Origin of the sequence: Acuticoccus sp. MNP-M23, assembly GCF_031195445.1 — a bacterium.
Classification (GTDB): Bacteria; Pseudomonadota; Alphaproteobacteria; order Rhizobiales; family Amorphaceae; genus Acuticoccus.
In genome coordinates this window covers 2,834,453-2,848,426 of sequence record NZ_CP133480.1, presented here as the reverse complement: position 1 = coordinate 2,848,426, position 13,974 = coordinate 2,834,453, and the positions used below count along the sequence as shown (strand labels likewise).

The following is a 13,974-nucleotide window of genomic DNA, read 5'->3' as shown; positions in this document are numbered from 1 at the left end:
GTGCACACGATGAGTTAGTTCGCGTTGGCACACGGTGCGCCACCCGCATTCGACAGGAGACCTGCCATGAACACGCTACGGATAGCGCTTGCCCTTACCGCCGTCGCCGCGCTCGCCAACCCGGCCGCTGCACAATTTCGTCCGTTGACCCCATCGAGCACCGGCGGTGGCGGCGACTTCGGAGACACCAAGCTCTCGTACCAGAACGGCGTGGTCTATGACGACGATCTGGTGCCCGGCCGCAGCGGCAGCCAGTCCTTCCTCGCAAGTGAAACCAACAGCGCAGGCGTGACAGCACAGATCAACCGGGACAACACGCGGGCCCGGCCGAACTCGCCCAACCTCATTGGCCGGGACGGACGCATTTCCACCCGCCGCTGAGGCCGCCGGGGCTACGGATGCGGGCGCCCTGGACGCTGGTGCGTCAGACGCTGCGCAGATGCGTTGCGGCCTTGACCTGGTCCAGCGCCTGGGTGAGATCGGCAATCAGGTCGTCCGCCTCCTCCAGCCCGACCGACAGGCGCAGCAGGCCATCGTCGATGCCGAGCTGATCCTTCGCCTCCTGCGCCAGATTCTTGTGCGTGGTGGTTGCCGGGTGTGTCAGCAGGCTCTTGGCATCGCCAAGATTGTTGGAAAGCTTGACCAGCCGCAGCGCGTTGGCCGCCGCAAACGCGCCCGCCTTGCCCCCCGCCACGGTGAAGGCGACCAGCGTGCCGCCCTTCTTCATCTGCCGGCGTGCGATCTCGGCCTGCGGGTGGTCGTCTCTGCCGGGGTAGATGACGCGGGTCACGTTGGGGTGCGTTGCAAGCGCATCGGCCACCGCAGCCGCGGTCTCGGTCTGTGCCCGCACCCGCAGCGGCAACGTCTCCAGCGCCTTGAGCAGCGTCCAGGCGTTGAACGGCGACAGCGCCGGCCCGGTCTGCTTCAGGATCATGTCGAGATTGTCCTTGATCCACGCTTCGGCGGACAGGATCACACCGCCGAGGCACCGCCCCTGCCCGTCGATGTGCTTGGTGGCCGAATAGATCACGATGTCGGCGCCAAGCTCCAGCGGCTTTTGCCACAGCGGCGTCGCGAACACGTTGTCGACCACCACCAGCGCGCCGGGCGCTTTGGCGTCGCGGATCTTCGCGACGCCCTCAAGGTCAACCAGCGTCAGCGTCGGATTGGTGGGGCTTTCCATGAAGAAGACACGGGTGTTCGGCCTGACCGCGGCTTCGAAGGCGGCAAGGTCGGTGCCGTCCACCAGCGTCGTCTCCACGCCGAAGCGCGGCAGGAAGGTCTCGACCACGTAGCGGCAACCGCCGAACAGGGCCGCCGACGCGACGACATGGTCGCCCGCCTTCAGCGCCGCCAGCATGGCAGCGGTCACGGCAGCCATGCCGGATGCCGTCGCGCGGGCGGCTTCCGCGCCCTCCAGCGTCGCCATCCGCTGCTCGAACATGGCGACCGTGGGGTTGCCGTAGCGCGAATAGACGTAGCCTTCCGACACGCCGGCAAAGCGGGCCTCGGCCTCTTCGGCGCTCGCGTAGACGAAGCCCTGCGTCAGGTACAGCGCCTCGCACGTTTCGCCGAACTGCGAACGCGTGACACCGTCGTGAATGAGCCGCGTCTGTAGCGCCTGGTCGCGCCGTTCTCCGCCATCTCCCATCAGTCTCTCCAAAACACCGGCGTGAACAGGATCAGCACCGTCATGATCTCTAGGCGTCCCAATAGCATCACGAACGAGAGGAGCCAGAGTTCGAACTCGCCCAGCGGTGCAAAATTGCCAGCGGGACCGATTGTCTCGCCGAGGCCCGGGCCGACGTTTGTGAGCGCAGTCTGCGCCCCGGTCAACGCCGTGACGAAATCCTGCCCGGCCAGCGACAACGCCAGGATGGTGAAGGCATAGACCAGGAAGAAGGCGACGAAGTAGATCACCACGCTGTCGAACACATCCTGTTCGATCCGCTTGTCGCCGAAGCGCAGCGGCTGGACTGCATTGGGATAGACCAGCCGGGTGAATGCCCGCCGCAGTGCCTGAAACGTGATGATGAAGCGGTACACCTTGATGCCGCCGGTGGTGGAGCCGGAACAACCGCCGATGAAGGTGAGAATGAAGAAGGCGCCGAACGCGAACGGTCCCCACACCGCATAGTCGTCGGAGGCAAACCCTGTGGTCGTCACCACCGAAACCACGTTGAAGGCGGCCTGGGTCAGCGCGTCCTCGTAGTCGATGTTGCGGGTCTTCTCCAGCCAGACCGACAGCGCGAGCACGATGATGATGATGCCCACGAAGAAGGTGCGGACCTGCCAGTCACTGAACAGCTTGAAGCGGCCGCGCACCACCATTTCCACGTAAAGAAGGAACGGCAGCGCACCGACGCACATGAAGAAGACAGCCGCCCAGAGGAGCCGCGAATCCTCGAAGAAGCCGAACGAGCGGTCGTGCGTGGAGAAGCCCCCGGTCGCGACCGTGGTCATCGCATGGTTGATGGCATCGAACAGGCTCATTCCGAGCGCGGCGTACGTGATGGCGCAGGCCAGCGAAGCAAACACGTAGATGGCGCACAGCGCGCGGGTGACGGAGACGACGCGCGGCATCGTCTTGTCCGACCGGTCGGACGACTCGGTGCGGAACACCTGCATTCCGCCAATGCGCAGGAACGGGAACAGGAAGAGCCCCACTGCGATGATCCCGATGCCGCCGAGCCATTGCAGCAGCGAGCGCCACATGAGGAAGGAGCGCGGCGTGAGGTCGAGCTCCGACAGCACCGTGGCACCGGTGGTCGTCAGCCCGCTCATCGCCTCGAAGTATGCCGCCGCCGGTGTCATCCCCAGCGGCGAAAGCCAGAACGGAACGGCCGCAAAGATGGAGCACAACCCCCACAGGACCGTGGTCAGCAAAAAGCCGAAGCGGGGCGAAAATTCGGGCATCGGCTGCTTGAGCGCAACGACGCCGAGCACCGATACGCAAAACACCCCACCGGAGGCGAGCACGAAGACGGACCACGTGTCTCGCCCGTCGGCGACGTCGATCAGCGCCGGAATCAGCATCAGCAGCGCAAAGGCGACACCAAAATAGCTGGAGATGTAGAGTGTTGGCCGCAGTTGCTGGATGGCCCGCGGCACATGCCGGGAGTGCTCCCTTGGCCGAGTGAGCTGATTCACAAACGCCTCCGCGTCGCCTCGGGTGCGATCCGGCTTAGACCATCCTGCCGGCGGCTGGAACGTGCCTTGCCGCCGCCTGTTCCTTTTCCGAAGCTGACGTGATGAATGTGACACAGCCCGCCGCCACGCCGGCGTGGCCACCGGGGAGAGACGACATTGGCCGACATCAAGCTCTGGGGCTTCGACAATTCCACCTACGTTCGCACCGTGAAGATGGTGCTCGCCGAAAAGGAGGTCGGCGACTACGAACAGGTCCAGCTCAACGTGCTGGAAGGCGATCCCCGCAGCCAGGAGCACCGTGAACGCAACCCCTTCGGCAAGGTCCCGGTCCTCGACCATGACGGTCTGCGTCTTTATGAGACCGCCGCCATCTGTCAGTATCTCGAAACCGTGCTGCCGGGCCGCTCGGTCATCCCCACCGCGCCGAAGGACCGGGCGCGGATGGACATGGCCACCGGGATCATCGACTCCTACGGCTACAGCGCCCTCCTCGGCGTCATTGCCTACCACCTGTTTCCGGACTTCATCGGCGGGCAGGACGATGAGGCACACCGTCGCAACCTCACCACAAGCCGCACCGTCATCGGCGAGCTGATGCGCCTGCGCGGGCCGGACACCTTCATCGCCGGTGCCGAGCATTCCGTTGCCGATTACATGCTGGCGCCCCTCGTCGCCTACATCGCGCTCACCCCGCACAATGACGAGATCATGGCGCTCCACGGGCTGGGCGACTGGTGGAGCCGCGTGACGGCGCTGGAAAGCTTCCGCTCCACCCGGCCCGACATGGGCTAGACGCGCTTCCCCCCGCCGCTTCATGGCAGATTAACGTATCGTCCCCAAAAGGTCGCGTTGCGATACCGCTGGGGGGCGCAGTCATGCTAAGGAATTTCGATGGAGCATGAAGTCGCACATGGAATTCCGTACATCAAGGAAGCGCTGATCTTCCTCGTTTCGGCAGGGATTTTCGTGCCTGTCCTGCAGCGGATCGGCCTCAATCCCATTCTCGGCTACCTGGTGGCCGGCGTTATCGTCGGCCCGTTCGGTATCGTCTCGCTTGCAGACAGCGTCTTCGGCATTCCGCTCGACATGCTTGCAATCCCCGAGCAGGAGGGCGTCGGCCAGATTGCCGAGCTTGGCGTCGTCTTCCTCCTGTTCCTGATCGGGCTCGAACTGTCCGGCCCGCGCCTCTGGGCCATGCGCAAACTGGTGTTCGGCCTCGGCGGCGCGCAGGTCCTTTTGACGGCAGTTGCGCTCACGGCGGTCGGCCGCATGGCGGGCCTCGGGCCCGAAGCGTCCGTCGCGGTCGGCGCATCTCTCGCCCTGTCATCCACCGCAATCGTCGTGCAGCTCCTCGTCAACTCAGGGCGCTTCGCCGCGCCTTCGGGGCGCGTGATGTTCGCCATATTGCTGATGCAGGACATTGCCGTCGTTCCCGTCCTTCTGGTGATCGGCGCACTGGGGGCCAACGAGGCAACCGAGCTGTGGCGCAGCCTCTTCTTCTCCATCCTGACCGCTGCCATCCTGATCCCGCTCATTCTCCTTGCCGGCCGCAGCGTGATCGGCCCGGTGTTCCGCTTCGTCGGCGCACGGCGCGACCGGGACATGTTCACTGCCGCCGCCCTCCTCGTCATCATCGGCACCGCCGCGGCAACGCAGATCGCCGGCCTTTCCATGGCCCTTGGCGCGTTCCTCGCCGGTCTGGTGTTTGCGGACACCGAATTCCGCCACCAGCTCGAAGCGGAAATCGAGCCGTTCAAAGGCCTGCTCCTGGGGCTCTTTTTCCTGTCGGTCGGCATGACCATCGACCCGCGCGTCATCATCGACGCGCCACTCACCCTGCTCGCCGTGGTCGTGACAATCATTGCGGTCAAGGCCGGGGTCATCTTCGTGCTGGCGCTTCTGGCGCGCCAGCCGCTGGCGGTGGCGGTGGAAAGCGCTCTGATGCTGGGGCAGATCGGCGAGTTCTCGCTCGTGGGGCTTTCCCTTGCCATGAGCCTCGGCGTGATCGAGCCGGACGTGGCACGGATCTTCGTGGTGGCGGCAGGCGTCACCATGGCGCTGACCACGGCGGTTGCCGCGCCCATCCGCCACCTCGCCATCTGGCTGGAGGCGCGCGGTGCCCCGCGCACACCGCCCACCAGCCTCGCCGCTGCCAAGGAAGAGGGGCACGTCATCATCGCCGGCTTCGGCCGCATCGGCCAGTCCATCGGCCACCTCATGGACGAACGGCGCATCCCCTATACCGCGCTGGACCGGGACCCCCACGAAGTGGCGCGGGCCCGCCGCACCGGCAAGTCCATCTATTTTGGCGACGTGCGCCGGACGGACGTTCTGAAAAATGCTGGCGCCGGCAAGGCCCGCGCCGTGATCCTGACCATGGACAACCCTGCGGCCAACGCCGCCGTGCTGGAAGCCATGCGCCGCGCCGGGATCGACACGCCCGTGGTCGTGCGTGCGCGCGATGTGGCCGACGCCCGCGCCCTCTACAGCCTCGGCGCCGATCAGGTGGTGATGGAGGCGTTCGAGGCTTCGCTGCAGATGGGCGAGGAGACCCTCGTCACCCTCGGCTTCCCACGCGAAGCCGCTCATGCCGTGATCGCAGAGCAACGCGAAGCCGGCAAACGTGACGTCGCCGACGGCGCGGGCCGCTGAGCCCCTTGCTCCCGCGCTGGTCGCCATTGCAGACGTTTTGAGGCAATTTTGATTTTTCTTTAAGGAACTTGTTTCGATGAAGGCTCTGGTAATCGGCCGAAACGGTCAGGTGGCGCAGGCGCTGGTCGAGCGCGCGGCGGGCACCGGCATTGCGGTCGATGCGCGGGGCCGCCCGGATGTGGACCTTGCAGATCCCGCAACACTGGCCCCGGCGCTTGACGACGCAAGACCGGACATCGTGATCAACGCCGCCGCCTACACCGCGGTGGACGCGGCCGAAAGCGACGAAGCCGCCGCCCACGCCCTGAACGCCGCCGGTCCCGGCGCGCTGGCTGCGCTGTGTGCCGAACGCGGCCTCCCCCTCATCCACCTGTCCACCGACTATGTGTTCGACGGCAAGAGCGACCGCCCCTACCGCGAGGATGATCCTGTCGGCCCGCAAGGCGCCTACGGCCGCACCAAGCTTGCCGGCGAGGAACTCGTCGCAGCATCCGGCGCCAGGGCGCTGATCCTGCGCACGGCCTGGGTCTATTCGCCGTTCGGCGGCAACTTCGTCAAAACCATGCTGCGGGTGGGCAAGGAGCGCGATGCATTGCGCGTGGTCGCCGACCAGTTCGGCAACCCTACCTCTGCGCTCGATATTGCGGATGGCGTTCTTGCGCTTGCCAAGCGGGCCGACCAATGGGGCGACGGCGCGCAGATCTACCACATGGTCGGCGCCGGCGAGACCTCGTGGCACGGCTTTGCGGAAGGCATCTTTGCCCTCGCACCGTTCAGCCCCAGCGTCGAAGGGATCACGACGGCCGAATATCCGACACCGGCCAAGCGCCCCGCCAACTCCCGCCTGGAGACTGCGCGCCTTGCCGCCGACCACAACGTCGCGCTGCCGCATTGGCGCGAGAGCCTGCCCGGCGTGGTCGCCCGCATTCTCGCGGCCTGACGGGGCCGGACCGGCTCCGGCGGACAAAAAAAAAGACCGCCACTGGGGCGGTCTGAAATTCCGTATCTTGGGTAATTCCGGCGGCGGGACGGGGGGCGACACGCCGCTTGTGATGTGAACGTGCGCATTGCCGCGATGGTTCCACCCGCCGAACTTTTTTTTCTTCAAAAGCTGAAACCCGCCGCAATCCGGCGGGTTCCGCGCTCAAATATTCCCTCGGCAGCCGCCTGAACACGCGGTTTTTGCCGCGGTGCGAGGCGCTTTGGCATACCGATAAGAGCCATTTCAAATTTCTTGTTGCAAATGGCTCTCATCTGCACTTGAATGAGACTTGCCTCGATGCCACTTCGGTCCGCATTGGGTTTTCGGGTTAACAAGGGACTGTATGCTGAACCGCCACATTTTCCGTCTGCGTCACGCGCTCGGCGTCACGCTTCTCTGCAGCCTCCTTTCGGTGGCGCTCGGCCCTCGTGCCGCCCTGGCAAACGAGCCGATCAACGTGGTCGCCACCACCGGCATGATTGCCGACGCGGCGCGCCAGGTGGGCGGCGACCTGGTGGACGTGACCGGGCTGATGGGCGCTGGCGTCGATCCCCACGCCTACCGGCAGACACGGTCCGACATTGTGGCCCTTGCCCGCGCCGACCTGGTCCTGTGGCATGGCCTCTACCTCGAAGCGCAGATGGAAGAGTTCATGCGCGACCTGGAGCGGGACGGAAACGTGGTCGCGGTTGCCGAGGCGATGCCGAAGGACCTCCTCATCGCCCACGACACCTACACCGAGAAATACGACCCTCACGTGTGGATGGCCCCTGCCCTGTGGACTCACGTCGTTGCCGCTGTGCGCGACGCGCTGATTGCCACCCGCCCCGAGGATGAAGCCACCTTCCGTGCCAATGCCGATGCTCACCTGGCCGAGATCGACGCGCTCGTCGCCTACACCACCGAAATTCTGGCAACTGTGCCGGAGGACCGGCGCGTGCTGGTGACCGCGCACGATGCGTTCAACTATTTCGGCCGCGCCTACGATTTCGACGTGGTGGGCATTCAGGGCATCTCCACCGAAAGCGAGGCCGGTCTGCGCCGCGTCCGCGACCTCGTGGACCTTCTGGTGGGCAAGAAGGTTGCCGCCGTGTTCGTCGAAAGCTCGGTGTCGGATCGCAACGTGCGCGCGCTCATCGAGGGCGCGGCCTCACGCGGCCACGACGTTGCCATAGGCGGCACGTTGTTTTCCGATGCCATGGGCGAACCCGGCACCTATGAGGGCACCTATGTCGGCATGATCGACCACAACGCCACCGTCATCGCCCGTGCGCTGGGCGGAGACGCCCCGGCCACCGGCATGAACGGCCTGCTCGCGACGGCCGGTCAATGACGCGCCCCGCAATGAATGTGGCCAGCAATGGCGGCGAGACCGTCGCCGGCACCGCCATTGCCGAAAGCCCGCTCGCCATCCGCGGACTTACCGTCTCCTATGGCGAGAAGCCGGCGATCTTCTCGGTCGACGCGACGTTTGCGCCCCATGCGATGACCGCCATCGTCGGCCCCAACGGCGCCGGCAAGTCCACGCTCCTCAAGGCTGCACTCGGCGTGGTGCCGCGCCTTTCGGGCGAAGTCACCGTGTTCGGCGCCCCGCTGAAGGCATCGCGCGGGCGGATCGCCTATGTCCCCCAGCGTGCCAGCGTGGACTGGGATTTTCCCACCACCGTCATCGACGTGGTGATGATGGGCCTCTTCCGTCAGCTCGGGCTCCTGCGCCGCATCGGCCGCCGCCACCGCAACACCGCGATGGATGCGCTCTCCCGCGTCGGCATGGCGGACTTTGCGCAGCGGCAGATCGGCCAGCTTTCCGGCGGCCAGCAGCAGCGCGTGTTTCTGGCGCGCGCCCTTGCCCAGGGTGCCGACCTTTATCTGCTGGACGAGCCGTTTGCCGGCGTCGACGCTGCCACCGAACGCGCCATCATCGACGTTCTGAAAACGCTGAAGGACGACCGCAAGTCCGTCGTCTGCGTCCACCACGACCTTGCCACCGTGCGCGCCTATTTCGACCACGTCTTCCTCATCAACGTGAACAAGATTGCCGAAGGCCCCGTCGAGACCGCCTTCACCAGCGACAACCTGCAGGCCACCTATGGCGGCCGCCTCGCCAGCGCGCACATCGAACAGCTCGACGTGGCATGAGCGAATTCCTTTCAGCGCTCACGCTGCAGGCCGGCTACAACGCGGCGCTGGTTGCAATCGGCGCCGGGATGCTGGGTCTGGCGGCAGGCGCTTCCGGCACGTTTCTGTTCCTGCGCAAGCGGGCGCTCGTCACCGACGCGCTGGCCCACGCCACGCTGCCGGGCGTCGGTCTCGCCTTCATCGCCATGGTGGCGCTGGGCGGCGACGGGCGCAATCTCATCGGCCTTCTGGCAGGCTCCACGCTCACCGCTCTGGCCGGCCTCCTTCTGGTGGAGTGGATCTCCGCCCGCACGCGGCTTACCGAAGACGCGGCCATCGGCGCGGTGCTCTCGGTCTTCTTCGGCCTCGGCATCGTGCTCCTCACGGTAATCCAGACGATGTCAGCCGGGCGGCAGGCGGGGCTGGAGAGCTTTCTCCTCGGCTCTACCGCCGGAATGCTGATGGAAGACGCGCTGGTGATTGCCGCCGGCGGCACCCTTGCCGTCCTTGCCACGTTTCTCCTCCGCCGCCCGATGACGCTGGTGGCCTTCGATGCCGAATATGCCGCTGCCGCCGGGATCAGCGTGCGGCTGGTGGACCTTGCGATCATGGGGCTGGTGATGGCGGTCACGGTGATCGGCCTCAAGCTCGTCGGCCTCATCCTGATTGTGGCGATGCTGATCATTCCGCCGGTGACGGCAAGGTTCTGGACGGAGCGGAGCGGCCGCGTGATCTGGATTGCCGGGCTCCTCGGCGGGGCGTCGGGCTATGTGGGCGCGGCGATCTCCGCCTCGGCGCCGGCTCTGCCCACGGGGCCGATCATCGTCCTTTCGGCGTCGACGCTGTTTGCACTGTCGCTCCTGTTTGCGCCCGTGCGCGGCGTGGTGGCGGCCACAATCCGGCAATACCGCTTTCAGCGCCGGGTCCATCGCCGGCAGGGCCTCCTTGCGCTGGCCCGCGCAGAGCCGATCCACGACCCGCTCACCCTCCGCGTCCTGCGCAAGGGCGGCCTCATCCGGGCTGACGGCGTTGCCACGGGGCGCGGCAGGGCCGAAGCCGCCAAGGCCGCCCACGACGAGCACCGCTGGCAGGTGGCGCGGGAGATCCACAAGGACACCGCCCTCACCGGCCGCTACGACGGCCTCACCCCCATCGAAGCTGTCTTCACACCGGACGAAATTGCCACGTTCGACGCAGAGCTCGGCCCGCCGCGCCTCGTCATGGGAGCTGCATGATGGGCGCCGAATTCGTGCAGTTCTCGCTGACGCCGATCCTCATCGGGATCTTTTCGGCCGTCGCCTGCGCACTGCCGGGCAACTTTCTCATCCTGCGGCGGCAGGCACTGATTGGCGATGCCATCAGCCACGTTGTGCTGCCGGGCATTGTGGTCGCCTTCCTCATCACAGCCACCCTTTCGGCAATCCCCATGCTCCTGGGCGCCGCCGCCGCTGCCGTGGTCGCAGTGGTGCTGATCGAGACCGTGAAGCGCCTTGGGCGGATCGAGCCCGGCGCTGCCATGGGCGTGGTCTTCACCTCCATGTTTGCCGGCGGCGTCCTGCTCCTGGAACAGACCGACACCTCCAGCGTCCACCTCGACGTGGAGCATGCGCTGATGGGCAACCTTGAAAGCCTGATCTGGTTTCGCGCCGACGGCTGGGGCTCCCTGCTGGATCCCGCAGCGCTCGCCACCATGCCCGAAGAACTCTGGCGCATCGCGATCGCCTGCATCCTCGTCATCGTTCTCGTGCTGGTGTTCTGGCGCCCTCTGAAAATCTCAACGTTCGATGAAGGCTATGCCCAGTCGCTCGGGCTTCCCACTGCGGCCATTGCCATCGGCCTGGTGGTGGTATCGGCGGTGGCAGCGGTTGCCGCGTTCGATGCGGTGGGGTCGATCATCGTCATTGCGATGTTCATCTGCCCGCCCGCCACCGCACGGTTGATGACCAACCGGCTGGAGCATCAGGTGCTGTGGTCGGTGTTCTTTGCGGTGGTGGCGGCCATTGCCGGCTACGTGTTTGCCGGCTACGGGCCGCTGTGGTTCGGCGGCACCGATGCGGTCAGCGCGGCGGGGATGATCGCTACGGTCTCCGGCATCATCCTCGGCGTTGCGTGCCTTTGCGCGCCGCACCGGGCGCGTGTCGGCGCCGGCAAGGTCGCCGCCGCCGACTGAAACTTCAGCGGCGCGCCGCCTCGCCGATCCAGTCCGGCACATGATCGAGCGCAATCTGGTCTTCGGGCGGCATGGGCCGGCGCACCACGTCGAAGCGGTCGCCCGAGACCATCACTTCGGCCGCCAGCGTCCGCGTGTTGTAGGTGCTCGACTGCACGGCGCCGTAGGCCCCCGCGCTCATGATCGCGAGAAGGTCGCCGCGCTCGGTCCGCGGCATCGTGCGCCCCTGCGCCAGATAATCCCCCGTCTCGCAAACCGGGCCGACCACGTCGACCAGCTCCGTCCCGCCGCGGGGCACCACGGCGCGGATCTCGTGATGCGCATCGTAAAGCGTCGGCCGGATGAGGTCGTTCATCGCGGCATCCACCACAATGAACGTCTTTTCTTCCGCTTCCTTGCGGTGGACCACCCGCGTGAGAAGGACGCCGGCGTTGGCGGCAATCACCCGGCCCGGCTCCACCACCACCGTGCAGCCGAAGCGGTTGGAGTGGCGCGCCACCAGCGCCGCATAATCCTCCGGCCGGGGCGGATCGGCCCTGGCATCCTCGTAGGGCACGCCGAGGCCGCCGCCGAGATCAACGTGGGTGATCGCGTGACCGTCCGCCCGCAGCGCATCGAGCAGATCGCCCATCACGGTGAACGCATGGTCGAACGGGGAGAGCGACGTGATCTGCGAACCGATGTGCATGTCGACGCCGGACACCATGATGCCTGGCAGTGCCGCCGCCTGCGCGTAGATTTCACGGGCGCGGCTGACCGGAATGCCGAACTTGGTTTCCTTCTGGCCGGTGGAGATCTTGGCGTGGGTGTTGGGTGTCACGTCCGGATTCACGCGCAGGGAGACGGGGGCCGTCAGCCCTTTTTCCGCGGCGATGGCGGACAGCGCCGCAAGCTCGCTCTCCGACTCCACGTTGAAGCAATAGATGCCAGCGTCCAGCGCGTCGGCGAGCTCCCGGTCGGTCTTGCCGACGCCGGAGAAGACGACGCGGTTTGCCGGAATGCCGGCCGCCAGCGCGCGTTTCAGCTCACCGCCCGAGACCACGTCCACCCCTGCGCCCAGCGCCCCCACCAGCGAGAGCACCGCCTGGTTGGAGTTCGCCTTCATGGCGTAGCAGACAAGGTGCGGCACGCCGGCGCTCTCCAGCGCCTCGGTGAACACGCGCACATGCCGCGCGAACGTGGCCGCGCTGTAGACGTAGCACGGCGTCCCCACCGCCTCCGCAATGGCGGACAGCGGCACATCCTCGGCGTAGAGCACGCCGTCTCTCTCGTTGAAATGATGCATTATTGAAGGATCGGATCGAGCACGAACTTGCCGTCCGGCGCCTGACGGCCCTGGGGGAAGGCCGGGTCGACAGGCGCCGTGGGCCCCGTGATTTCCGGCGATTCAGGCGCGCCGCGACGGCCGCAACCTGCCACCGACAAAGCCAGAGCCAGCGCCAGTGCGCCAAGGAGTGCGCTGCGGATCATGCCGTTGCCTCCAGAAGCGCCTTCCAGCGGCCCGCCTCTTCGCGCACACGGTCCGGCGCGGTGCCGCCGAGGCTCATGCGCGACGCGACACTGCGGTCGACCGTGAGAACATCAAGCGCGGAGGCTTCGATGCGCGGGTCCACCGCCTTCAGCTCGGCGAGATTCATGTCGGCGATCTCCTTGCCGAGACCTTCGGCAGCCTTCACCGCGGCGCCGGTGATGTGGTGCGCATCGCGAAATGGCAGGCCTGCCTCCCGCACCAGCCAGTCGGCAAGGTCGGTGGCGGTGGTGTGGCCCTTGGAGGCGAGCGCCCGCATCGCGTCCTTTTTCACCGTCAGGTCACGCACCATGCCGGCGGAAGCCCGTACGCAAAGGGACAGCGCGGCCATGGCGTCGAACACCGGCGGCTTGTCCTCCTGCATGTCCTTGGAATAGGCGAGCGGCACGCCCTTCATCACGATCAGCAGCGTGTTGAGATCGCCGACAATGCGGCCGACCTTGGCGCGCACCAGCTCGGCGGCATCCGGGTTCTTCTTCTGCGGCATGATCGACGAGCCGGTGGTGTATTCGTCCGACAGCGAGACGAAGCCGAACGGGGCCGAACACCAGATCACCAGCTCCTCGGCAAAGCGCGACAGGTGGGTGGCGCAGATTGCCGCCGCCGCCAGCGCCTCCAGCGCAAAGTCACGCGCGGACACCGCGTCCAGCGAGTTGTGCATCGGCCCGTCGAACCCCAGGGCCGCCGCGGTCATCTCTCGGTCGATCGGGAACGCGGTGCCAGCGAGCGCTGCGGCGCCGAGCGGCGATTCGTTCATCCGGCGGCGCGCGTCGCGCAGGCGGCCACGGTCCCGCGCCAGCATCTCGACGTAGGCAAGACAGTGGTGGCCGAAGGTGACGGGCTGGGCGGACTGGAGGTGCGTGAAGCCGGGCATCACCGTATCGGCATGCTCGGCCGCACGGTCGACGAAGGCGGCCTGCAGGTCCGCGAGTTCGGCGTCCAGCGCGTCCAGCGCGTCGCGGACCCAGAGCTTGAAGTCGGTCGCCACCTGATCGTTGCGCGAGCGGGCGGTGTGGAGGCGGCCGGCGGGTTCGCCGATCAGGTCCTTCAGCCGGGACTCGATGTTCATGTGGATGTCTTCGAGCGCGCGGGAGAACGGAAAGTCCCCTGCGTCGATCTCGGCCTTGACCTTGTGGAGGCCGCCTGTAATGGCCTCAGCATCGGCCTCGGAGACGATGCCGGTCGCGGCAAGCATCGCCACATGGGCGAGCGAGCCGGCAATGTCCTGGTCGGCGAGGCGCTTGTCCACGTCGATCGAGGCGTTGATTTCTTCCATGATCGCGCCGGGGCCGCTGGCGAAGCGGCCACCCCAGAGCGCGTTTCCGGCCTGGGCGTCTTTGCCGCTCATGGTCGGGTATCCTTGTATGCGAGAGG

At 66.5% G+C, this 13,974-nt stretch carries 13 protein-coding genes; 8 read left to right on the top strand and 5 right to left on the bottom strand.

All coding sequences use genetic code 11. The features are described 5' to 3' along the window. The first annotated feature begins 66 nt into the window (after positions 1-66). Positions 67-381, top strand: coding sequence for a hypothetical protein (locus RDV64_RS13190; protein ID WP_309195384.1), 315 nt, complete (start codon positions 67-69; stop codon positions 379-381). 43 nt (positions 382-424) lie between these two features. On the opposite strand, the gene metZ is transcribed toward RDV64_RS13190, so the two are convergent. Together metZ and RDV64_RS13180 are read right to left on the bottom strand one after the other, a co-directional pair. Beyond that, entirely contained in the window at positions 425-1,651 is a 1,227-nt protein-coding gene (gene metZ, locus RDV64_RS13185) for an O-succinylhomoserine sulfhydrylase (RefSeq protein WP_309195383.1), read from the bottom strand. Next, positions 1,651-3,150 carry a TrkH family potassium uptake protein gene (locus RDV64_RS13180; protein WP_309195382.1) on the bottom strand — a complete coding sequence of 500 codons (1,500 nt, stop codon included), beginning with the start codon at positions 3,148-3,150 and terminating at the stop codon, positions 1,651-1,653. The genes metZ and RDV64_RS13180 overlap by 1 nt, the downstream gene beginning before the upstream one ends. A gap of 156 nt (positions 3,151-3,306) precedes the next feature. Here RDV64_RS13180 and RDV64_RS13175 point away from each other — a divergent pair, with 156 nt between their 5' ends. The 7 genes from RDV64_RS13175 to RDV64_RS13145 all read left to right on the top strand — a co-directional run bounded on the left by RDV64_RS13175 (position 3,307) and on the right by RDV64_RS13145 (position 11,072). Continuing rightward, entirely contained in the window at positions 3,307-3,942 is a 636-nt protein-coding gene (locus RDV64_RS13175) for a glutathione S-transferase family protein (RefSeq protein WP_309195381.1), read from the top strand. 99 nt (positions 3,943-4,041) lie between these two features. Further along, a complete protein-coding gene (locus RDV64_RS13170; protein WP_309195380.1) occupies positions 4,042-5,802 on the top strand; it encodes a cation:proton antiporter in 1,761 nt (586 codons plus the stop codon). 76 nt (positions 5,803-5,878) lie between these two features. Continuing rightward, on the top strand, positions 5,879-6,742 hold the full coding sequence (gene rfbD, locus RDV64_RS13165; RefSeq protein ID WP_309195379.1) for a dTDP-4-dehydrorhamnose reductase: 864 nt from the start codon (positions 5,879-5,881) through the stop codon (positions 6,740-6,742). 385 nt (positions 6,743-7,127) lie between these two features. Next, complete coding sequence (locus RDV64_RS13160) at positions 7,128-8,117, top strand: metal ABC transporter solute-binding protein, Zn/Mn family (protein ID WP_309195378.1); 990 nt, start codon at positions 7,128-7,130, stop codon at positions 8,115-8,117. Continuing rightward, positions 8,114-8,923: a metal ABC transporter ATP-binding protein gene (locus RDV64_RS13155; RefSeq protein WP_309195377.1), complete on the top strand. Its 810-nt coding sequence runs from the start codon at positions 8,114-8,116 to the stop codon at positions 8,921-8,923. Before RDV64_RS13160 ends, RDV64_RS13155 begins: the two co-directional genes overlap by 4 nt. Continuing rightward, positions 8,920-10,137, top strand: coding sequence for an iron chelate uptake ABC transporter family permease subunit (locus RDV64_RS13150; RefSeq protein WP_309195376.1), 1,218 nt, complete (start codon positions 8,920-8,922; stop codon positions 10,135-10,137). Before RDV64_RS13155 ends, RDV64_RS13150 begins: the two co-directional genes overlap by 4 nt. Further along, the gene (locus RDV64_RS13145; RefSeq protein WP_309195375.1) at positions 10,134-11,072 is read left to right on the top strand and encodes a metal ABC transporter permease; all 939 of its coding nucleotides are present in this window, start codon (positions 10,134-10,136) and stop codon (positions 11,070-11,072) included. The genes RDV64_RS13150 and RDV64_RS13145 overlap by 4 nt, the downstream gene beginning before the upstream one ends. A 4-nt stretch (positions 11,073-11,076) precedes the next feature. Here RDV64_RS13145 and lysA read toward each other — a convergent pair whose 3' ends face one another. The 3 genes from lysA to argH are packed head-to-tail and all read right to left on the bottom strand — an operon-like array spanning position 11,077 to position 13,948. After that, on the bottom strand, positions 11,077-12,357 hold the full coding sequence (gene lysA / locus RDV64_RS13140) for a diaminopimelate decarboxylase (protein ID WP_309195374.1): 1,281 nt from the start codon (positions 12,355-12,357) through the stop codon (positions 11,077-11,079). After that, the gene (locus RDV64_RS13135) at positions 12,357-12,542 is read right to left on the bottom strand and encodes a lipoprotein (RefSeq protein WP_309195373.1); all 186 of its coding nucleotides are present in this window, start codon (positions 12,540-12,542) and stop codon (positions 12,357-12,359) included. The genes lysA and RDV64_RS13135 overlap by 1 nt, the downstream gene beginning before the upstream one ends. Continuing rightward, a complete protein-coding gene (gene argH, locus RDV64_RS13130) occupies positions 12,539-13,948 on the bottom strand; it encodes an argininosuccinate lyase (protein ID WP_309195372.1) in 1,410 nt (469 codons plus the stop codon). Before argH ends, RDV64_RS13135 begins: the two co-directional genes overlap by 4 nt. Positions 13,949-13,974: the final 26 nt, after the last annotated feature.

Excerpts from the sequence above, each read along its gene's own strand:
- metZ (WP_309195383.1), bottom strand. The coding sequence starts at position 1,651 with ATGGGAGATGGCGGAGAACGGCGCGACCAGGCGCTACAGACGCGGCTC.
- RDV64_RS13145 (WP_309195375.1), top strand. The coding sequence starts at position 10,134 with ATGATGGGCGCCGAATTCGTGCAGTTCTCGCTGACGCCGATCCTCATC.
- RDV64_RS13155 (WP_309195377.1), top strand. The coding sequence starts at position 8,114 with ATGACGCGCCCCGCAATGAATGTGGCCAGCAATGGCGGCGAGACCGTC.
- RDV64_RS13190 (WP_309195384.1), top strand. The coding sequence starts at position 67 with ATGAACACGCTACGGATAGCGCTTGCCCTTACCGCCGTCGCCGCGCTC.
- RDV64_RS13135 (WP_309195373.1), bottom strand. The coding sequence starts at position 12,542 with ATGATCCGCAGCGCACTCCTTGGCGCACTGGCGCTGGCTCTGGCTTTG.
- rfbD (WP_309195379.1), top strand. The coding sequence starts at position 5,879 with ATGAAGGCTCTGGTAATCGGCCGAAACGGTCAGGTGGCGCAGGCGCTG.
- lysA (WP_309195374.1), bottom strand. The coding sequence starts at position 12,357 with ATGCATCATTTCAACGAGAGAGACGGCGTGCTCTACGCCGAGGATGTG.
- argH (WP_309195372.1), bottom strand. The coding sequence starts at position 13,948 with ATGAGCGGCAAAGACGCCCAGGCCGGAAACGCGCTCTGGGGTGGCCGC.
- RDV64_RS13170 (WP_309195380.1), top strand. The coding sequence starts at position 4,042 with ATGGAGCATGAAGTCGCACATGGAATTCCGTACATCAAGGAAGCGCTG.
- RDV64_RS13150 (WP_309195376.1), top strand. The coding sequence starts at position 8,920 with ATGAGCGAATTCCTTTCAGCGCTCACGCTGCAGGCCGGCTACAACGCG.
- RDV64_RS13160 (WP_309195378.1), top strand. The coding sequence starts at position 7,128 with ATGCTGAACCGCCACATTTTCCGTCTGCGTCACGCGCTCGGCGTCACG.